This window comes from Cyanobium sp. NIES-981 (genome assembly GCF_900088535.1).
Classification (GTDB): Bacteria; Cyanobacteriota; Cyanobacteriia; order PCC-6307; family Cyanobiaceae; genus NIES-981.
Genome location: NZ_LT578417.1, coordinates 567624 through 585399, shown reverse-complemented (window position 1 = coordinate 585399; position 17776 = coordinate 567624). Strand labels below are relative to the sequence as shown.

The following is a 17776-nucleotide window of genomic DNA, read 5'->3' as shown; positions in this document are numbered from 1 at the left end:
CAGGGGCGCGGCCGCCGGATCGTGAATACGATGCACCCATCCAGGCGGCGCGCGGTGATCGGGGCGGAGAAGGCCAGGGTCTGGACAGCTGCCGCCGGGTTGCTGCTGGTGCTGTTTCTCGTGGTGCACCTGGGGGGCATCGCCCTGGCCGCGGTGGCACCGGTGCGGTTCGAAGCCTACGCGGTGCGGCTGCATCAGGCGGCCTGGCTGCCGGCCGTGGAGCTGGCACTGCTGGGGCTGGCCATGGCCCATCTGGCCCTGGGTCTGGCGAAGCGCCTGGCCAACCGTCGTGCCGGCAACACCGCCGCCCTGGTGAGCCGCCGCGGCGAGCCCCTCGCCGCCCTGGCCGCCCGCAGCCAGGCCGCCGGTGGGGCGCTGCTGCTGCTGTTCCTCGGGGTGCACCTGGCCCAGCTGCGCTGGCCCCGTCCCCAGGCCGGCGAGGAGCTGGCCACCCTGCGGGCGGTGCTGGCGCAGCCGGCCTCCCTGGCCCTGTATGGGGCCGCCGCCCTGGCCGTGGGCCTGCACCTCTGGCATGGCACGGAAGCGGCCCACCGCAGCCTGGGGCTGCTGGATCCGGCCAACGGCGCCCTGATCCGGGCCGCGGGCCGCAGCCTGGCCCTGGTGCTCGGGGTGGGTTTTGCAGCCGTGGCCCTGGTGCTGGGGGTGGCCCCGTGAGCGGCCTGCCGGATGCACGACTGCCCGGCGGCCCGCTGGCCGATGGCTGGTGCCGCCAGCGGGAGGCCATGCCCCTGATCAGCCCGCAGCGCAAGGCCCAGCTGCGGCTGCTGGTGGTGGGCACGGGGCTGGCCGGAGCATCGGCGGCCGCCACCCTGGCCGAGCAGGGCTACCGGGTGCGGGTGCTCTGCTTCCACGACAGCCCCCGGCGGGCCCACTCGGTGGCGGCCCAGGGAGGCATCAATGCCGCCCGGCCCGGAGCGGCCGATGGCGACAGCGTCAGCCGCCTCTTCGCCGATACGCTGCGGGGCGGCGATTTCCGGGCCCGCGAAGCGGGCTGCCACCGCCTGGCGGAGATCAGCAGCGGCATCATCGACCAGTGCGTGGCCCAGGGCGTGCCCTTCGCCCGGGAGTACGGCGGCACCCTCACCACCCGCAACTTCGGCGGTGCCCTGGTGAGCCGCACCTTCTACGCCCGCGGCCAGACCGGCCAGCAGCTGCTCTACGGCGCCTACCAGGCCCTGATGCGCCAGGTGGAGGCCGGCCGGGTGGAACTGCTCTGCCGGCGCGACGTGCTGGAGATCATCACGGTGGATGGGGTGGCCCGCGGCGTGGTGTGCCGCGATCTGCTCAGCGGCGCCCTCGAGGTGCACACCGCCCAGGCGGTGCTGCTGGCCACCGGGGGCTACAGCAACGTGTATTTCCTCTCCACCAACGCACTGAAATCGAATGCCAGTGCGATCTGGCGGGCCCATCTGCAGGGCGCCCTGTTCGCCAACCCCTGTTTCACCCAGATCCATCCCACCTGCATTCCCAGCGGCGACGCCTACCAGAGCAAGCTCACGCTGATGAGCGAGAGCCTGCGCAACGACGGGCGGGTGTGGCTGCCGCTCCGCCCCGGCGACGAGCGGGATCCGGCCGGGATTCCCGAACACGAGCGCGACTATTTCCTGGAGCGCCTCTATCCGAGCTACGGCAACATGGTGCCGCGCGACCTGGCCTCCCGCCGGGCCCGCGAACTCTGCGACGCCGGCCATGGCGTCGGGCCCGGCGGCCGCTCGGTGTACCTCGATCTGCGGGACGCCATCGCCAGCCAGGGAAGGCAGGTGATCGAGGCCCGCTACGGCAATCTGCTGGAGATGTACGAGCGGATCAGCGGAGCCGATCCGTACACCACGCCCCTGCGGATCTATCCGGCACCCCACTACACGATGGGGGGCCTGTGGGTGGACTACCAGCTGATGAGTTCGATCCCCGGACTGTTCGTGCTCGGGGAGGCCAACTTCTCCGAGCACGGCGCCAACCGGCTCGGGGCCAGTGCCCTGATGCAGGGCCTGGCGGACGGCTATTTCATCGCTCCACTCACGGTGACGGCCTGGCTGGCCGGCCATGGAACCCCCAGCGTTGAGGCGACCCATCCGTCCTGCCGGGAGGCCCTCGCACGGGCCGCCGCCAGGATCGAGGCCCTGCTCCAGGTGCCGGGAGCCCGGCCGGTGGATGCCTTCCACCGGGAGCTGGGCGCGGTGATGATCCGGCACTGCGGCATCAGCCGCGACGCGCAGGGACTGCGGAGCGGCCTCAGGGAGGTGGAGCAGCTGGAGCAGCGCTTCCTGACGGAGGTGCGGGTGCCGGGGAGCGGTGAGGGCCCCAACCCCGAACTGGAGAAGGCGCTGCGGCTGAGCGACTTCTTCGGCCTGGCCCGGTTGATGCTCCGCGATGCCCTGGCCCGGGAGGAATCCTGTGGGGCCCACTTCCGCGAGGACCACCAGACGCCGGAAGGCGAAGCCCGCCGCGATGACGCCAACTTCGCCCACATCGCCGCCTGGGAACACCGGCCAGGCGCGGAGCCCTTGCGCCATGCCGAGCCGCTGCAGTTCACGGTGCTGCAGCCCTCCACCCGCAACTACCGATGAGCAGCCGAACGCTGTCCCTGACGCTGCGCATCTGGCGGCAGGAATCCCCGGGGAGCCCCGGTGGCTTCCGCGACTATCGGCTGGACGGGGTGTCGGCGGATCTCTCCGTGCTGGAGGCGCTCGATCAGCTCAACGAAGGACTGATCGCGGCGGGGGAGCGGCCCGTGAATTTCGAGCACGACTGCCGGGAGGGCATCTGCGGGAGCTGCGGCTTCCTGGTGAACGGCCAGGCCCATGGTCCCCGCAGCGCCACCAGCGTGTGCCAGCTCTATCTGCGCCAGTTCGAGAGCGGTGCCACCCTCACGCTGGAGCCCTGGCGGGCCACGGCCTTCCCGCCCGTGCAGGATCTGGTGGTGGACCGCTCCGCCCTGGACCGGCTGATCGCCGCGGGGGGCTACTGCTCGGTGAACACCGGCCAGGCCGCCGACGGCAACGCCATGCTGGTGGGGGCGGAGCAGGCCCGTTCGGCCTTCGACACCGCCACCTGCATCGGCTGCGGCGCCTGCGTGGCGAGCTGCCGCAACGCCTCCGCCAGCCTGTTCGTGGCGGCCAAGCTGGCCCACCTGGGCCAGCTGCCCCAGGGCCAGCCGGAGCGGGCGCGGCGGGCCCGGGCCCTGCAGCAGCGGATGGAGGAGGAGGGGTTCGGCAGCTGCAGCAGCCACCTGGAGTGCGAGGCGGTGTGCCCCCAGCAGATCTCCGCCGACTGGATCAGCTGGATGCATCGCGAGGGGCGGCGAAGTGCCGGATGAAGGCCGGCAGGGCCATCGGTCCGCAGCGCCGCTGCCAGCCGGGCGTGCCCGGGTGCTGCCGCCAGCAGGAGAGGCGAAAGCCGTGGCGATGCCCGCAGAGCAGATACCGGTAGCCAGCCGTGCGGCAGGCGGGGTGGGCGGCGGCGGCAGGCAGCACGGGCAGGGGAGAGAACACCTCCAGCAGCTCCAGGGTCGTGGTGGCGGGCTGCCCGCTGCTCCGCAGGGGTGCTCCCAGCAGACCGGCGATGCGCTGAGGAAAGCCATCGGCCTCCAGCCACCAGTGCATCTGGTCGCCGCAGCGCGGATCCACCAGGGAGATCAGGGCGGCGGACGAGGCCGGAAGCGAGGCCGGAGCTGATGGGGGGAAGGCGGCGGCGGGTGGAGGCGTGGGCACGGCGGAGAGGAGAACTCTCCAGATCAGTGCCCACCCCTGTCTCAGGCCGTCACGGAGGGCGCCAAGGAGGGCTGGCAGAAGAGCACGATCAGCCAGATCGCCCCCACGATTGGAATCAGGCCGATGAGCAGCCAGGGCCAGGGTTTGCCGATGTCCCGCAGCCGGCGCACGCAGATGGGGATGCCCGGCAGCAGGCTGGCCACGGCGTACACGGTGTACAGCTTGTCGGAGATCAGCTGCAGCAGGATCCCGATGATCAGGTTCGCCAGCACGAACCACCAGTAGTCACCGCGGTTGGAGCGCCCGCTGTAGTCGAACGAGCGGCTCCAGGCTGAGGTGAAGGCTTCGATCAGGCGCATGGCGGAAGCGCGGCGTCGCTGCTGTCTAGGGGCAGGGACGCCAACGCGCCAGCGGTTGTGACAAAGCGTGGCTTAGGCCAGCCTCAGGCCACCGTGGCCATGTGGCGCATCAGATCGAGGCACTTGCAGCTGTAGCCCCACTCGTTGTCGTACCAGGCCACCACCTTCACGAAGGTGTCGGTGAGGGCGATGCCGGCGCCGGCATCGAACACCGAGGTGCAGCTCTCGCCCAGGAAGTCGGTGGACACCACATCATCCTCCGTGTAGCCGAGGATGCCCGCCATCGGCCCCGCGCTGGCGGCCTTCATCGCCGCTTTGATCTGCTCGTAGCTGGCCGGGCTGGCCAGGTTCACGGTGAGATCCACCACCGACACATCCGGCGTGGGCACCCGGAAGGCCATGCCGGTGAGCTTGCCGTTGAGCTCGGGGATCACCCGGCCCACCGCCTTGGCGGCGCCGGTGGAGCTGGGGATGATGTTCTGGCCGGCACCGCGGCCGCCGCGCCAGTCCTTCACCGAGGGGCCATCCACGGTCTTCTGGGTGGCGGTGGTGGCGTGCACGGTGGTCATCAGGCCGTTCACGATGCCGAAGTTGTCGTGCAGCACCTTGGCGATCGGCGCCAGGCAGTTGGTGGTGCAGCTGGCGTTGGACACGATGGTCTGGCCGGCGTAGCTGGTGTGGTTCACCCCCATCACGAAGATCGGGGTGGCGTCCTTGGAGGGGGCGCTCATCACCACGCGTTTGGCGCCTGCCTGGATGTGGGCGCGGGCCGTCTCCTCGGTGAGGAAGAAGCCGGTGCTCTCCAGCACGTAGTCCACCCCCAGCTCGCCCCAGGCCAGGTGGGCCGGGTCACGCTCCGCGGTGATGCGGATCGGCTTGCCGTTCACCACCAGCTGGCCGCCGTCCACCGCCACCTCGCCCTGGAAGCGGCCGTGGGTGGAGTCGTAACGGAGCATGTAGGCCAGGTACTCCACATCGATCAGGTCGTTGATCCCCACCACCTCCACATCGCCCAGGCTGAGGGCGCGGCGGAAGGCGAGGCGACCGATGCGGCCGAAGCCGTTGATGCCGATGCGGATGGTCATGGTGCGGAGCGGGAGGCGGACAGGGGAGCTGGCGTCAGCCTACGGAGTGCCTACGCCGCCGCTGAAGACCGACGAAGGGCACAGGCTGGCCCGGCCATCGGCGAAGGCCATCCCCACCCGCAGATTCCGGCGGGCCACCGCGTCGTCGGCGCGCTCCAGCAGCAGGGGGGTGAGGGTCTCGCTGTAGCGGCGGCGCTGCTCCGCGGTGATCAGGCCGTCTCGCTCCAGCACGCAGAGGGTGCGCATCGCCCCGTTCCCCTTGCCGAACATCAGCATGAAGGCCTCCTTCTCGCTCAGCGGGGCGCCCGCCGCCGGGGATGCCGCCGCCACCGCAGCGGCCGCGAGCAGCGGCATGACGGCAGCCATCGCTGCCGCGCCGGGCAGGCGTCTGCCTGCGGAGTCAGGGATCGTCCTCGTCCTCCAGCAGCAGCTGCTGAAAGGCGGTGTAGAGGTCTGCATGGTCCTGGGCCAGATGGGGGTTGGCGCGGCCGAGGGCCCGGTTGCGGGCTCGGGGCACGGGCGGCGTGCCTGTGGCGCCGGGGGTCTCGCTGCCCGCGGCGGGGGAGGAGGTCAGCGGGGCGGCCTGGCTCTGGCGGCGCTGCGCTTCGAGGGAGCGGAGGCGATCCAGCAGGTGGGGCGGCACGCTGCCGTCCGGGCTGGCCCGCATCAGCTCCCGGAACAAGGCGTCCGGATCGGTTTCGGTCTCCACCTTGTGGCGGGGCCGATCAGCCCGGGCCGGCGGCGGCGGTGCCTCTGGCTTGGGCAGGGGCTTGGGCAGGGTGCGACCCAGTTGCTGGAGGTGCTCCAGGCTGCGGGCATCGAAGCTCATGGGGAGGGCCCCGGAACCGTGCCGGGCTCAGCTGCAACCCAGTGTGTCGCGGGTCCGGCGGCCGGTGACGGGGTTGGTGCCCCCGGCCACGGCGCAGAGCGCTTTCAGCGCATCGCCCCGCAGGGGCACGTTCGTGAAGTCGGCCCCGTCGATGATCACATCCGTGAATTTGGTGTTGAAGGCGAAGGCGTCCTCCAGCACCGCATTGGTGAGGTCGGTGCCGTTGAACACGGCCGAATCGAGCGTGGCTTCCCGCAGGTTGGTGTTGCTCAGGTCGGCATCCTGCAGCTTGGCGCCGAACAGGCTGGCGCCCTGCAGATCGGAGCCCGAGAGATCGGCGTCGCGCAGGTTGGTGAGGTTGAAGGTGCCGCCCCGCAGGTCCTGGCCGTGGTAGTCGGCGCCGATCAGCACCTGCTTGGCCACATCCACCGCGGCGAGAGCAGGGGACGGCACCAGCCAGCCGAGGGGAAGGGCCAATGCCAGCGTCAGCAGGCTGATCAGCCAGAACGGCGCCTGGCCGCCGGGGCGTGAAGGGGCCGTTGTTCTGCGGGCCATGGCCACGTCCTCGTCGCTGCAGGGAGTTCACGGCGTTGGCGCCGCCCTCCCATCCTCGCCGAAGCGTCCCGCTGGTCCCGGTTCCCGGACCCGGGTGGCAAACCTGAGCCTGTCCGCCCCCGGGAGAGCTGTTGGCGACCCCTTCACCCACCCAGCGCCAGGGCAACTGGGCCGAGCAGCGTGCCCTGCGGTTGCTGCGGGCGCGGGGCTGGACGCTGCTGGATCGGCAGTGGCGCTGCCGCTGGGGCGAGCTGGATCTGGTGCTGGTGAAGCCGCCGCGGCTGCTGCTGGTGGAGGTGAAGGCACGCTCCCGCAGCGGCCCGGATGGCTGGGGCCGGGCGGCGCTGGGAGCGGCCAAGCGCATCCGGCTGGAGCGCAGCTGGGCCTGCTGGCTGCTGGAGCATCCCGAGTGGGCCGGGGCCCCCGTGGAGCAGGTCTACGCCCTGGTGCCCCTGCCGCCCTCCAGACGGCCGGTGCGCTGGATCCGGGTCACCGCCTAGGTCGGCTCACCCGCACCGTTCTGGCGCCCTGCTCCTGGCGCCCTGCACCAGGGTGTCAGCGGCTCAGGGTTCCACCGTCGGAGCAGCCATGGGAGCGGCCGTGGGAGCGGCCGGGGGGGTGTCGTACCAGACCGTGCAGCGGTAGCGCACGTTGTTCATGCCCACCTCCACCTCCTCGCAGCGGTTGCGCGTCTCCGTGGCCCCCTTGGGCATCTGTTCACGGGCGCGCTGCAGGGCATTGTCCCGGTCCCACACCGAACCCGCCGTGATGCTGCCGGCTCCGGCGGCGGGGGCCGTGAGGGCCAGGGCCGTCAGGGAAACCAGAAGCAAGGCAGGACTGATCACGGCAGGCCCAGGTGTCGGAAGCCCCGGGATGTCGCAAGCCCGGGAGGGGGTCAACGTCCGGTCTAGCGCCGCAGCCACTGCGGCGCCGCCGGGGAACACCGGCAGGCAGTCTGGGGGGATCGTGCCGCCGCCATGTCCTTCGCCGCCCACCGCGCCCGCAAGCGCTTCGGCCAGCACTGGCTCACCGATGCGGCGGTGCTGGATCGGATCGTGGCTGCGGCGGACCTGCGGCCTGAGGAGCGGGTGCTGGAGATCGGTCCGGGGCGCGGAGCCCTCACCGGAAGGCTCCTGGCCAGCGGGGCGGCGGCGGTGGCGGCGGTGGAGCTGGATCGCGACCTGGTGGCGGGCCTGCGGCAACGCTTCGGCGGCGATCCCCGCTTCGCCCTGCATCAGGGCGATGCCCTCGCCCTTTCCCTCCCCCCGGCTGACAAGGTGGTGGCCAACATCCCCTACAACATCACCGGCCCGCTGCTGGAGCGTCTGGTGGGCCGCCTCGACCGTCCCGTGCAGCCGCCGTACCGGCGGCTGGTGCTCCTGTTGCAGCGGGAGGTGGCTGAGCGCATCCGCTGCAGCCCCGGCAGCCCGGCCTACTCGGCGCTGAGCGTGCGCATGCAGCTGCTGGGGGAGTGCCGCACGGTGTGCCCGGTGCCTCCGCGCTGCTTCCAGCCGCCGCCGAAGGTGCAGTCAGAAGTCATCCTGATCGAGCCCCACGGCGCGGGGGAGCTTCCCGAGGCCTCCCTGGCCCGAACCACAGAGCAGCTGCTGCGCCGCAGCTTCGCTGCCCGCCGCAAGATGCTGCGGAACAGCCTGGCCGGGCTGCTCCCTGAGGGGGAGCTCCAGGACCTGGCCGAGCAGGCGGGCATCGGCCTGCAGCAGCGCCCCCAGGAGATCGCCCCGGCGGCCTGGCTGCGGCTGGCTGCCGGTTTGAATCGCTCCACCGGCGTCCTGCCCGCTCCCCCTGCATGCCATGGCTGATCTGACCGTCTGGGCTCCCGCCAAGATCAATCTGCACCTGGAGGTGCTGGGCCTGCGCCGCGACGGCTTCCATGAGCTGGCGATGGTGATGCAGAGCATCGACCTGCTGGATACCCTTCAGCTCTCCCCCACAGCCGATGGCGGCATCACCCTCAGCTGTGACAACCCGGCCCTGCCGGTGGACGGCGACAACCTGATCGTGAAGGCCGCCGCGCTGCTGCGGTCCAGGGCCGGACTGCCGGAGCTCGGTGCCCGGATCCATCTGCAGAAGCGCATCCCCGTGGGCGCCGGTCTGGCGGGGGGCTCCAGTGATGGCGCCGCCGCCCTGGTGGGGCTGAACACCGTGTGGGGGCTCGGTTTCGCACCGGAGGACCTGCTGGAGATGGCCGCCACCCTCGGCTCCGACATGCCGTTCTGCCTCGCCGGGGGCACCCAGCTCTGCTTCGGTCGCGGAGAGGTGCTGGAACCCCAGCGGGATGGGGGCAGCGCAGATCTGGCGGTGCTGCTGCTCAAGCATCCGGACGCGAGCGTCAGCACACCCTGGGCCTACCGCCTCTGCCGGGAGCAGCGCCAGCACACCTACCTGCACACCGAGGTGGACTTCGCCCGGCGGCGGGATGCCCTGCGCCAGTCGCCCCTGTTGCACGCCCTGGGGCCGGGGGGCAGGGCCGGCCTGGCCCTGCCCCCCCTGCGCAATGACCTGCAGCAGGTGGTGGAGCCAGAGGTGGCCAGTGTGCGGGCGGGGCTGGAGCTGCTGCGGCAGGCCAACGGTCCCCTGGCGGTGGCCATGAGTGGATCGGGTCCCAGTGTGTTCGCCCTGTTCGGCCAGCTCGATCAGGCCCTCGCCGCCCAGGCCGCGCTGGCCGGCGGAATCGAGGCCGGCGGTTTCGTCAGCTGGGCCTGCCGGCTGCGCCCGCGGGGTGTCAGCCTGGAGGGGTGAGCGACTCCCTCCCTCCCACCGACCCCGGTCATGACGCGCAGCCCGCCCGCAAGGGCCCGCTGAGCTTTCTCTCCGGAGCTCTCACGGCCGGACTGCTCAGCTGGTTGTGTCTGGGCCTCAGCCGGCGCATGGCGCTCTACTACGCCCTGCATCCGCCCCACTACAGCTCGGCCATCGCCCAGAGCATCGCCACGGCGCTCAAGACCCTGATCGTGGGGATGGCCTTCCTGGCCACCTTCAGCTTCGGCTTCATCGCCCTGGGGCTCTGCCTGGTGTTCCTGCGCAGTCTCTTCTCGGGATCCGCACCGACACCGGCCAGCCCCGAGGATCGCCCCTAGCGTCGGGCCATGACTCCCCATGATCTGGGCCTGCTCGTCACCCTGCTGCTGCCGGGCATGCTGCTTTCCGTACTGATCCTGAGCACCTTCGCCGCAGGAGGCTGATCGGCAGGGTGCCCCGTCTCAGCCCTCCTCCAACCGGACTGAGATAAGTTGGCGGCCAGATGGTGCTTGCCGACGCGTGGCCGAAACGCTGCTGTTCAACGCTCTCCGCGAAGCCATCGACGAGGAGATGGCCCGCGATCCCCACGTGTGTGTGATGGGGGAGGACGTGGGCCAGTACGGCGGCTCCTACAAGGTGACCAAGGACCTCTACGAGAAGTACGGCGAGCTGCGGGTCCTGGACACTCCGATCGCCGAGAACAGCTTCACCGGCATGGCCGTCGGCGCCGCCATGACTGGCCTGCGGCCGATCGTGGAGGGCATGAACATGGGCTTTCTGCTGCTGGCCTTCAACCAGATCTCCAACAACATGGGGATGCTCCGGTACACCAGCGGCGGCAACTTCACCATCCCAGCCGTGGTGAGAGGGCCCGGGGGTGTGGGGCGCCAGCTAGGCGCGGAGCACAGCCAGCGTCTTGAGGCCTATTTCCATGCGGTGCCGGGCATCAAGATCGTGGCCGTGAGCACCCCCACGAATGCCAAGGGGCTGATGAAGGCTGCGATTCGCGACAACAACCCCGTGCTCTTCTTCGAGCATGTGCTGCTCTACAACCTCAGCGAGGACATCCCCGAGGGCGACTACATCTGTGCCCTCGATCAGGCTGAAGTGGTGCGCGAAGGCCAGGATGTCACCATTCTCACCTATTCCCGCATGCGCCACCACTGCCTCAAGGCAGTGCAGCAGCTGGAGGCCGAAGGCGTGGATGTGGAACTGATCGATCTGATCAGCCTCAAGCCGTTCGACATGGCCACCATCGCCGCCTCGATCCGCAAGACCCACAAGGTGATCGTGGTGGAGGAGTGCATGAAGACCGGTGGGATCGGCGCCGAGCTCCTGGCCCTGATCACCGAGCACTGCTTCGATGATCTCGATGCCAGGCCCGTGCGTCTGTCCTCCCAGGACATCCCCACCCCCTACAACGGCGTCCTGGAGAACCTCACGATCATCCAGCCCCATCAGATCGTCGAGGCGGCGCGGCAACTCAAGGCCGGGTCACTCTGAAATGGCCCGTCAACAGGGCTGGTTCGCCCTCATCCTTGCCCTCGCCATCGCTGCCGGGGCCCTGCTGATCAGCTTTCCCCTGCAGCTCGGGCTCGATCTGCGCGGCGGCAGCCAGCTCACCCTCCAGGTGATGCCCGCCGGCAGCATCAAGAGCGTGGATCAGGAGCAGCTCGAAGCTGTGAAGGAGGTGCTGGAGCGCCGCATCAACGGCCTCGGGGTGGCCGAATCCACCCTGCAGACCGTGGGGAACGACCAGCTGGTGCTGCAGCTGCCCGGTGAGCAGGACCCCAGCCGTGCCGCCAGGGTGCTGGGCTCCACCGCCCTGCTGGAATTCCGGGCCCAGCGTGCCGGCACCGAGCAGGAGATGCAGGGACTGCTCCAGCTCAAGCGCCAGGCCGAGGCCGTGCTGGGCAACGCCCGGGCCCGCCAGGCCGCCCTCGGCAATGGGGACGTCCCTCCCGAGGGCTCTGCAGACGCCTTCCCCACCCAGCAGCTCGCCGCAGCCCTGAGACAACTGGGCGTGACCGTGCCGGAGAGCGCCAGTGAGGCGGACCAGCTCTCCCTGCTGCTGGATGCCGTCAACACCAAGATTGTGGAGCTCTACGCGCCGGCGGCCCTCACCGGCAAGGAGCTCGTCACGGCAGGACGCCAGCAGCAGCAGTCCGGCAGCGGATGGGAGGTGACCCTGAGCTTCACCCAGGCCGGCGGTGAGCAGTTCGCCCGCCTCACGAAGGACATCGCCGGCAGCGGCCGTCTGCTCGGCATCGTGCTCGATGGCCGCTCCATCAGCGAGGCCAGCGTCGGGCCCGAGTTCAAGGCCGCTGGAATCACCGGGGGCTCCGCCAGCATCACCGGCAACTTCAGCGCCGAAGAGGCGCGCGACCTCGAGGTGCAGCTGCGGGGTGGATCCCTGCCCTTGCCGGTGCGGGTGGTGGAGGTGCGAACCGTGGGTCCCTCCCTCGGCGCCGACAACATCCGCACCAGCCTGGTGGCGGCCCTCTCCGGCCTGGTGCTGGTGGCGGTGTTCATGGTGCTGGTGTACCGCCTGGCCGGTGTGGTGGCGGTGCTGGCGCTCAGCCTCTACGCGCTCTTCAACCTGGCCCTCTATGCCCTCATCCCGGTGACACTGACCCTGCCGGGCATCGCGGGCTTCATCCTCTCGCTGGGCATGGCGGTGGATGCCAATGTGCTGATCTTCGAGCGAATCAAGGATGAACTGCGCGCTGGCAACACGTTGATCCGCTCGATCGACACCGGATTCAGCCTGGCCTTCTCCTCCATTCTCGATGGCCAGCTCACCACCCTGATCAGCTGTGTGGCCCTCTTCGCCCTGGGCACCGGCTTCGTGAAGGGCTTTGCCGTGACCCTCGGCATCGGCGTGCTGCTCAGCCTGTTCAGTGCCCTCACCTGCACCCGCACGCTCCTGCGCCTGCTGATGAGTTACCCGGCCCTGCGCCAGCCCACCTATTTCCTGCCCCGGGTTCAGCTCCCGGCGGCATCCACCTGAACCGATCCCGCCCTGATGTCCATCCTGAGTCGTCTGCCGGGTGTGCAGGTCAACCGCCGCCGCCGCACCCTCTGGGCCGCCTCGGCCGTCGCCCTGCTGCTCAGCCTGCTGGGGATCGGGATCAGCTGGATGGCGCCCTCGATCCGGGCGCCGCTGCGACCCGGGCTCGACTTCACGGGCGGAACCCAGATCCAGCTGGCGCGAAGCTGCGGAGCCACCTGTTCCGCTCTCACCCCAGCGGCGGTGGAAGGCCAGCTGGCGACGATTCGCCTGCCGGCCGAGGCCGGCGCGGCCGCTCCCCCGAGCCTCAGCGGTGCCGCGGTGCAGCTGTTGGATGGCGGTCAGCAGGTGGTGCTGCGGCTGCCCAGCCTCACGGCGGAGCAGGGCCAGGCCGTGGTGACGGGCCTCGCACCGGTGCTCGGGCCCACCGATCCTGCCGGGCTGTCGGTGGAAACGATCGGTCCCACGCTCGGCAGCCGGTTGCTGCGGGCCAGCATGATCTCCCTGGCGGTGAGTTTCGTGGGCATCTCCGCCTACATCACCATCCGCTACGACCGGCTGTTTGCCCTGCTGGCCCTGCTGTGTCTGGCCCACGACGTGCTCATCACCTGTGGCGTCTTCGCCTGGCTCGGGCTGCTGGCCGGAGTGGAGGTGAACAGCCTCTTTGCAGTGGCGCTGCTCACCATCGCCGGTTATTCGGTGAACGACACGGTGGTGATCTTCGACCGGATCCGGGAAAAGCGGAACCAGCTGCAGGATCTTTCGCTGGCCGAGCAGGCTGATGCCGCCGTTGCGGCCACCCTCACCCGCTCGATCTACACCAGCTTCACCACGTTGCTGCCGCTGCTGGCGCTGATCCTCTTCGGCGGCAGCACCCTCTTCTGGTTCGCGGTGGCCCTGAGTGTGGGCGTGGTGGTCGGCGCCTGGTCCAGCGTGGCGATCGCTCCCACCCTGTTGCCCGTACTGGCACGGTCGTGACCTTGCCTGCCGCGACCAACCGTCGTACCACCGTGCGGCGTGCTGCCCTGCCGCTGCTGCCGCTCACCCTGGCGCTGCTGGCACTGCTGGATCTGCGCCAGGAACTGCAGCTCCTCGCCGACCACTTCACCTTCACGGCCCTGTGGTTCGCCGTGATCAGCCATCCCCTGGCTGTGATCGTGCTCCTGGTCACCCCCGATCTCTGGCGTCGCTACCGCTGACGTCCGCCCCCAGGCCAGGGGAGCGGGCCGGGCACCGGCATGGGCCTGCCTCAGACGGTCCAGCGATCCATCACGCCGTGCACGACCACCTCGCGGCAGAGCACCTGCAGCACCACCACCAGGGGAAGGGCCAGCAGCACCCCGGGCAGGCCCAGCAGGGTGCCGAGGCTGAGCTGGGCCATCAGGGCCACGGTGGGCAGCAGGTTCACCGTGCGGCTCAGCAGCATCGGCGTGAGCAGGAACGCCTCACCGTTCTGCAGCACGAGCCGCAGCACGAGCACCTGCGCCACCTTGGTCGGGGAGACCAGCAGCGCCACGGCCAATGGCAGCAGGGTGGCGGCCGTCGGGCCGATGGTGGGCACGAAGGTGAGCAGTCCACACACCAGGGCACTCAGCAGGGCCAGCGGCACCTGCAGCAGCACCAGCCCTGCCCAGGTGAGCAGAAAGACGGTCACCGCCGAGAGGGTCATCCCCGCCAGCCAGCCGCCCAGCGCCTCCCGGCACTCATCCAGTAGAGCCGCCATGGCCTGGCGCCATTTGCAGGGGGTGAGGGCAATCACCAGGCGGCGATGGCGCGCGGGATCCAGAGCCAGCAGGATGGCCAGCAGCACCATGAGCAGCACCTGCACCGTGCTGTTGGCGGCACCGCCGGCCATGCCCAGGAGCTGGGCGCCCAGCGGCTGGAGCCCATCCCAACTGGTGAGGCGCTCCAGGCTCTGATCCAGCCGCGGCAGCCAATCCACCTGGGCGGCCATGCTGGCCAGACGAGCCGCCACCTCGGGGATCAGCTGCCCCAGCTGGCTGATCTGCTGCAGCAGTTCCGGCAGCAGCTGCTGGCTGAGCCATCCCCCCAGCAGCACCAGCACCAGCAGCACCAGGGCCAGGGCGGCAGGGCGTCCGAGCCGCCGCCGCCGCATCAGCAGCGTGGTGGGCACGTCCAGGGCCACCGCCACCACCACGGCACCGAAGAAGACAAGCAGGACCCAGCGCAGCTCCCAGGTGAGCAGGCCCAGCACGATCAGCGCCAGGAGCCCGAGAACGGTGCGGCCCTCGATCACGGGCCCTGACCTGTCCTTGCCTGTCACGGGGGGGATTGCATCAGTGGGCCTTCATCGCGCACGGTCCAGGGCTGGCGGCTTCCAGCGATCCAGCACGTCATGGATCAGCACCTCGCGCACGATCACTTGGAGGCACACGGCCAGGGGGAGGGCCAGCAGCAGTCCCAGGGGGCCAAACAGCACGGTGAAGAGCAGCTGGGCGGCGAGGGTGAGCCCTGGCAGCAGGTTCAGCTGGTGCTGCATCACCGAGGGGGTGATCACGTAACTCTCCAGGTTCTGCACCGCCACGTAGAGCACCAGCACCGCCAACGCCTTGATCGGCGAATCGAGCAGGGCCACCGACATCGGAAACACCGTGCTCAGGGTGGGGCCGATGTTGGGAATGATGTTCAGCAACCCGGCCAGCACCGCATTGGCGGCCACCAGTTTGACGCCGAGCAGCGAGAGCCCGATGGCGGCGAGCACACCGACGCAGAGCGAACTGATCAGCACCCCCACCATCCAGCCGCTCAGGGCGTCGCCGCAGTGGATCAGGATCCTGCGGAAGCGGCGCCGGTAGAACGCGGGCACGAGCAGCACCGCGACCTCGCGGTAGGCCACGGGGTGCACCGTGATCATCAGGGCGACGGCCACCACGAACAGCAGCTGCACCAGGCCGGAGCCGATCCCGCCGGCCAGACCGAGCAGCTGCAGTGCCCCACCCCGCAGGTTCTCCGTGCTCCCGCCGCTGAACAGTCCTTCCCGCAGCCAGTCGAGACTGCCGTCACTGCGCCCGTACAGCATCTGACTGGCGCCCGCGATCAGCCCGCGCATCAGGCGGAGCAGAGTGGCCGCCGCTGCCGGCAGCTTGGCCACCAGTTCGGCGAACTGGTCGATGAACGGGGGAATCACGGCCGTGGCGAGGATGGTCACCACCACCGTCACCAACGCCAGGCTCAGCAGCAGCGCATGGGAACGGTGGCAGGCGAGCCGCTCGCGCACCCAGCCCACCAGGGTGCAGAGGGCCATGGCCAGCACCACCGCCGCGAACAGGGTCATCAGGCTCTGGCGCAGGCTCCAGAGCAGCAGCAGGGATGCCACCAGGGCCAGCAGCCCCAGCCACTGGCCGAACCGCACGACCTCAGCCCTCGCTCACGGCCTCGCCATCGCCCTCCTTCTGGCCGGAGAAGCCCAGGTCGTGGCTGTCGGCGTAACGCTGGGCGAAGCGCATGAAGCGCTCGAAATCGGCCGTGCTCTTCCAGGTGTAGGTGGCCTCGATGGCGCTGGCCTTGCCGTTCACGAACCGGGCCTTCACCTCGCGGGTGACCAGCTCGCCCTCCTCATCCACCAGGAACATGCCGGTGATGTCCCCCATGCTTTCCGGGGCCAGGGCTTCCGGCTCCTCGAACACGAACATGGCCTGGCCAGTGCGCCCATCACGGGAGCGGGTGAGGCGAATGTCGGGCACGACCGGTTCGTCCACACCACGGAAGAACTGAATGGCAGCGCCCATGGGTGAGAGGCAAACGTCGATCCTAGGCAGCCGCCCCCGGAACGCCCCCCGCCGGGGCCTGTGGCGCCTGACATAGTGGGCCCAGCGGGCTCAGCACAGACACGGTTTTCCATGCTCTCCGGTTCTCCGGTCTCCGCCAATGCCAGCCCTGAGGCTCTGCTCGAGCGCTTTCAGGCGGCCAGTCCACGGCAGCGGCGCTCCCTGCTGAAGCCCCTGCAGGAGCGGGCGCAGCAGCTGCGGCCGCTGATCCTCGATCACCTGGCGGGTCTCGATGCCACGGGAGACGACTGGGCCGCCGGGGCCCTGATCCAGTTGCTGCTGGCGGGGGACGGGCCGGAGGCAACGGAGTTTCTGCAGCGTTACCCGGAAGGCTGGCTGGCCACCACCAGTGCCTCGGGCATCGCCTACGGGCCGCTGCAGAGCCACCTGGCCCGGCAGCAGTTCGAGCAGGCCGACCGCCTCACCAGTGCCCTGCTGCGAGAACTGGCGGGGCCCGGTGCCGTGGCCAGGGGATACGTGTATTACAGCGAGGTGCCGGCGATGGCGGCGGCCGACCTGGACACGCTGGATCGCCTCTGGGTCTGTTACTCCCGGGGGCGGTTCGGTTTTTCGGTGCAGGGCAGGCTGCTGCAGGCCTGCAACGGACGCTGGGATCAGCTCTGGCCCAGGCTGGCCTGGAAGGAGGGTGGCCGCTGGACGCGCTATCCCGGCTCCTTTCAGTGGTCCATCGAGGCACCGGAGGGGCACATGCCCCTGGTCAATCAGCTGCGCGGCGTTCGCCTGATGGATGCCCTGCTGCAGCACCCGGCTCTGCAACAACGCATCAACGGCGCCACCCCCTGATCCTCTCCCCGCCGACCTCGGCGTAGGGTCATGGAGGGACCTGAGGATTACGGCTGATGGCCCTGCGCTGGTCAGACTTCATCACCCCCTCCACGCTGCAGCTGGCCCCTCTGCTGGAACTGCTGCTGGAGCCCGTTCGCTGCCTGCAGCAGCAGGCGCAGGTGCAGTTGGGCTTGCAGGAGGCCCTGGTCAACGCCGTGCGCCACGGCAACGGCTGCGATCCCGCCAAATGCCTGCGGATCCGCCGCATCGAGACCCCCCGCTGGGTGGTGTGGCAGGTGCAGGATGAGGGCAGCGGCATGCCGACCCAGGCGCGCCGCGGCCAGTTGCCCGAGGCGATCGACGCCACGGATGGCCGGGGGCTCTTCCTGATCCACCACTGTTTCGACGACGTGCGCTGGAGTCCGCGCGGCAACCGTCTGCAGCTGGCCGTCAAGCGCCAGCGGCAGGCCTCACCGCTGCTCAGCGCCCGTGGCTGGGGCAGCCAGGATCGCTGATTTCCGCCCGGAGCCACGCCAGGGCATGGTCAACGAGCTCGACCGCCTCACGGCGCGCCGGCCCGATGCGGCTGTCACGCGGATCATCCGCACTGAGCAGATGCACCAGGGCTGCGGCCAGCTGTTCGGCACCACGCCGGGCCCGCTGGGTCTTGAGGGCATGCCAGTCGCGGTCGTTGATGGTGAGGTGCTGATGCAGAAGCCTGGCCTGCTCCACGGCTCCCTCGGGCCAGGCCGTGTCAACTGTCTGGGCGATCGGCATGGTGGGCACCCTCTGCACTGGACGAAAAGCCCCGGAAGGTCCCATCCTGGCGGTTCCTCTGCAGCCTTGGGCCGCGTGCCGTGAAGCCGGTGAGAT

At 70.1% G+C, this 17776-nt stretch carries 24 protein-coding genes; 13 read left to right on the top strand and 11 right to left on the bottom strand.

Annotated elements, in window-relative coordinates:
• The first annotated feature begins 30 nt into the window (after nt 1-30).
• From CBM981_RS03050 to CBM981_RS03040, 3 genes are read left to right on the top strand one after another with little or no spacing between them, the layout of a single operon-like run.
• Nucleotides 31-675: a succinate dehydrogenase gene (locus tag CBM981_RS03050; RefSeq protein WP_087069150.1), complete on the top strand. Its 645-nt coding sequence runs from the start codon at nt 31-33 to the stop codon at nt 673-675.
• A complete protein-coding gene (locus CBM981_RS03045) occupies nt 672-2588 on the top strand; it encodes a fumarate reductase/succinate dehydrogenase flavoprotein subunit (protein WP_087067209.1) in 1917 nt (638 codons plus the stop codon). Before CBM981_RS03050 ends, CBM981_RS03045 begins: the two co-directional genes overlap by 4 nt.
• Complete coding sequence (locus tag CBM981_RS03040) at nt 2585-3337, top strand: succinate dehydrogenase/fumarate reductase iron-sulfur subunit (protein ID WP_087067208.1); 753 nt, start codon at nt 2585-2587, stop codon at nt 3335-3337. Before CBM981_RS03045 ends, CBM981_RS03040 begins: the two co-directional genes overlap by 4 nt.
• Here CBM981_RS03040 and CBM981_RS03035 read toward each other — a convergent pair.
• The 6 genes from CBM981_RS03035 to CBM981_RS03010 all read right to left on the bottom strand — a co-directional run bounded on the left by CBM981_RS03035 (nt 3297) and on the right by CBM981_RS03010 (nt 6559).
• Nucleotides 3297-3731 carry a hypothetical protein gene (locus CBM981_RS03035; protein WP_087067207.1) on the bottom strand — a complete coding sequence of 145 codons (435 nt, stop codon included), beginning with the start codon at nt 3729-3731 and terminating at the stop codon, nt 3297-3299. The two genes, CBM981_RS03040 and CBM981_RS03035, sit on opposite strands and share 41 nt — an antisense overlap.
• Before the next feature lie 41 nt (nt 3732-3772).
• Nucleotides 3773-4090, bottom strand: coding sequence for a DUF805 domain-containing protein (locus CBM981_RS03030; protein WP_087067206.1), 318 nt, complete (start codon nt 4088-4090; stop codon nt 3773-3775).
• Nucleotides 4091-4173: 83 nt separating this feature from the next.
• Nucleotides 4174-5175: a type I glyceraldehyde-3-phosphate dehydrogenase gene (gene gap / locus CBM981_RS03025; protein WP_087067205.1), complete on the bottom strand. Its 1002-nt coding sequence runs from the start codon at nt 5173-5175 to the stop codon at nt 4174-4176.
• A gap of 39 nt (nt 5176-5214) precedes the next feature.
• Nucleotides 5215-5541, bottom strand: coding sequence for a hypothetical protein (locus CBM981_RS03020; protein WP_172820797.1), 327 nt, complete (start codon nt 5539-5541; stop codon nt 5215-5217).
• Between the two features lie 34 nt (nt 5542-5575).
• Nucleotides 5576-6004 (bottom strand): hypothetical protein, encoded by a 429-nt coding sequence (locus tag CBM981_RS03015; protein ID WP_087067203.1) that lies wholly within the window; start codon nt 6002-6004, stop codon nt 5576-5578.
• Between the two features lie 27 nt (nt 6005-6031).
• A complete protein-coding gene (locus CBM981_RS03010) occupies nt 6032-6559 on the bottom strand; it encodes a pentapeptide repeat-containing protein (RefSeq protein ID WP_157665312.1) in 528 nt (175 codons plus the stop codon).
• 131 nt (nt 6560-6690) lie between these two features.
• On the opposite strand from CBM981_RS03010, the gene CBM981_RS03005 reads away from it, so the two are divergent.
• Nucleotides 6691-7059, top strand: a complete 369-nt coding sequence (locus tag CBM981_RS03005) for a YraN family protein (protein ID WP_087067202.1) — start codon at nt 6691-6693, stop codon at nt 7057-7059.
• Between the two features lie 63 nt (nt 7060-7122).
• Here CBM981_RS03005 and CBM981_RS03000 read toward each other — a convergent pair whose 3' ends face one another.
• On the bottom strand, nt 7123-7389 hold the full coding sequence (locus tag CBM981_RS03000) for a hypothetical protein (protein WP_225867501.1): 267 nt from the start codon (nt 7387-7389) through the stop codon (nt 7123-7125).
• A gap of 147 nt (nt 7390-7536) precedes the next feature.
• On the opposite strand from CBM981_RS03000, the gene rsmA reads away from it, so the two are divergent.
• The 7 genes from rsmA (at nt 7537) to CBM981_RS02965 (ending at nt 13528) form a co-directional block, all read left to right on the top strand.
• A complete protein-coding gene (gene rsmA, locus CBM981_RS02995; protein WP_087067200.1) occupies nt 7537-8379 on the top strand; it encodes a 16S rRNA (adenine(1518)-N(6)/adenine(1519)-N(6))-dimethyltransferase RsmA in 843 nt (280 codons plus the stop codon).
• A complete protein-coding gene (gene ispE / locus CBM981_RS02990; RefSeq protein ID WP_087067199.1) occupies nt 8372-9319 on the top strand; it encodes a 4-(cytidine 5'-diphospho)-2-C-methyl-D-erythritol kinase in 948 nt (315 codons plus the stop codon). The genes rsmA and ispE overlap by 8 nt, the downstream gene beginning before the upstream one ends.
• Complete coding sequence (locus CBM981_RS02985) at nt 9316-9657, top strand: DUF3082 domain-containing protein (RefSeq protein ID WP_087067198.1); 342 nt, start codon at nt 9316-9318, stop codon at nt 9655-9657. Before ispE ends, CBM981_RS02985 begins: the two co-directional genes overlap by 4 nt.
• 181 nt (nt 9658-9838) lie before the next feature.
• Nucleotides 9839-10822: a pyruvate dehydrogenase complex E1 component subunit beta gene (locus tag CBM981_RS02980; protein ID WP_087067197.1), complete on the top strand. Its 984-nt coding sequence runs from the start codon at nt 9839-9841 to the stop codon at nt 10820-10822.
• A 1-nt stretch (nt 10823) separates the two neighbouring features.
• Nucleotides 10824-12329 carry a protein translocase subunit SecD gene (gene secD / locus CBM981_RS02975; RefSeq protein WP_087067196.1) on the top strand — a complete coding sequence of 502 codons (1506 nt, stop codon included), beginning with the start codon at nt 10824-10826 and terminating at the stop codon, nt 12327-12329.
• Nucleotides 12330-12344: 15 nt separating this feature from the next.
• Complete coding sequence (gene secF / locus CBM981_RS02970; RefSeq protein ID WP_087067195.1) at nt 12345-13307, top strand: protein translocase subunit SecF; 963 nt, start codon at nt 12345-12347, stop codon at nt 13305-13307.
• Nucleotides 13308-13309: 2 nt separating this feature from the next.
• On the top strand, nt 13310-13528 hold the full coding sequence (locus CBM981_RS02965; protein ID WP_225867500.1) for a hypothetical protein: 219 nt from the start codon (nt 13310-13312) through the stop codon (nt 13526-13528).
• A 50-nt stretch (nt 13529-13578) separates the two neighbouring features.
• Here CBM981_RS02965 and CBM981_RS02960 read toward each other — a convergent pair whose 3' ends face one another.
• Genes CBM981_RS02960 through psb28 form a run of 3 tightly spaced genes read right to left on the bottom strand, consistent with a single transcriptional unit; the run spans nt 13579 to nt 16078 of the window.
• Nucleotides 13579-14583 (bottom strand): AI-2E family transporter, encoded by a 1005-nt coding sequence (locus CBM981_RS02960; RefSeq protein WP_087069148.1) that lies wholly within the window; start codon nt 14581-14583, stop codon nt 13579-13581.
• 54 nt (nt 14584-14637) lie between these two features.
• Nucleotides 14638-15702 (bottom strand): AI-2E family transporter, encoded by a 1065-nt coding sequence (locus CBM981_RS02955; protein ID WP_087067193.1) that lies wholly within the window; start codon nt 15700-15702, stop codon nt 14638-14640.
• A 4-nt stretch (nt 15703-15706) separates the two neighbouring features.
• Nucleotides 15707-16078, bottom strand: coding sequence for a photosystem II reaction center protein Psb28 (gene psb28, locus CBM981_RS02950; protein WP_087067192.1), 372 nt, complete (start codon nt 16076-16078; stop codon nt 15707-15709).
• 111 nt (nt 16079-16189) lie between these two features.
• Here psb28 and CBM981_RS02945 point away from each other — a divergent pair, with 111 nt between their 5' ends.
• Together CBM981_RS02945 and CBM981_RS02940 are read left to right on the top strand one after the other, a co-directional pair.
• Nucleotides 16190-16921: a GUN4 domain-containing protein gene (locus CBM981_RS02945; protein WP_087067191.1), complete on the top strand. Its 732-nt coding sequence runs from the start codon at nt 16190-16192 to the stop codon at nt 16919-16921.
• Between the two features lie 56 nt (nt 16922-16977).
• A complete protein-coding gene (locus CBM981_RS02940; RefSeq protein WP_087067190.1) occupies nt 16978-17418 on the top strand; it encodes an ATP-binding protein in 441 nt (146 codons plus the stop codon).
• Here CBM981_RS02940 and CBM981_RS02935 read toward each other — a convergent pair.
• Nucleotides 17384-17680: a DUF6439 family protein gene (locus CBM981_RS02935; protein WP_087069147.1), complete on the bottom strand. Its 297-nt coding sequence runs from the start codon at nt 17678-17680 to the stop codon at nt 17384-17386. The genes CBM981_RS02940 and CBM981_RS02935 overlap by 35 nt on opposite strands.
• Nucleotides 17681-17776: the final 96 nt, after the last annotated feature.

Excerpts from the sequence above, each read along its gene's own strand:
- CBM981_RS03050 (WP_087069150.1), top strand. The coding sequence starts at position 31 with ATGCACCCATCCAGGCGGCGCGCGGTGATCGGGGCGGAGAAGGCCAGG.
- CBM981_RS03040 (WP_087067208.1), top strand. The coding sequence starts at position 2,585 with ATGAGCAGCCGAACGCTGTCCCTGACGCTGCGCATCTGGCGGCAGGAA.
- CBM981_RS03030 (WP_087067206.1), bottom strand. The coding sequence starts at position 4,090 with ATGCGCCTGATCGAAGCCTTCACCTCAGCCTGGAGCCGCTCGTTCGAC.
- gap (WP_087067205.1), bottom strand. The coding sequence starts at position 5,175 with ATGACCATCCGCATCGGCATCAACGGCTTCGGCCGCATCGGTCGCCTC.
- CBM981_RS03020 (WP_172820797.1), bottom strand. The coding sequence starts at position 5,541 with ATGGCTGCCGTCATGCCGCTGCTCGCGGCCGCTGCGGTGGCGGCGGCA.
- CBM981_RS03015 (WP_087067203.1), bottom strand. The coding sequence starts at position 6,004 with ATGAGCTTCGATGCCCGCAGCCTGGAGCACCTCCAGCAACTGGGTCGC.
- CBM981_RS03010 (WP_157665312.1), bottom strand. The coding sequence starts at position 6,559 with ATGGCCCGCAGAACAACGGCCCCTTCACGCCCCGGCGGCCAGGCGCCG.
- rsmA (WP_087067200.1), top strand. The coding sequence starts at position 7,537 with ATGTCCTTCGCCGCCCACCGCGCCCGCAAGCGCTTCGGCCAGCACTGG.
- ispE (WP_087067199.1), top strand. The coding sequence starts at position 8,372 with ATGGCTGATCTGACCGTCTGGGCTCCCGCCAAGATCAATCTGCACCTG.
- secD (WP_087067196.1), top strand. The coding sequence starts at position 10,824 with ATGGCCCGTCAACAGGGCTGGTTCGCCCTCATCCTTGCCCTCGCCATC.
- secF (WP_087067195.1), top strand. The coding sequence starts at position 12,345 with ATGTCCATCCTGAGTCGTCTGCCGGGTGTGCAGGTCAACCGCCGCCGC.
- psb28 (WP_087067192.1), bottom strand. The coding sequence starts at position 16,078 with ATGGGCGCTGCCATTCAGTTCTTCCGTGGTGTGGACGAACCGGTCGTG.
- CBM981_RS02945 (WP_087067191.1), top strand. The coding sequence starts at position 16,190 with ATGCTCTCCGGTTCTCCGGTCTCCGCCAATGCCAGCCCTGAGGCTCTG.
- CBM981_RS02940 (WP_087067190.1), top strand. The coding sequence starts at position 16,978 with ATGGCCCTGCGCTGGTCAGACTTCATCACCCCCTCCACGCTGCAGCTG.
- CBM981_RS02935 (WP_087069147.1), bottom strand. The coding sequence starts at position 17,680 with ATGCCGATCGCCCAGACAGTTGACACGGCCTGGCCCGAGGGAGCCGTG.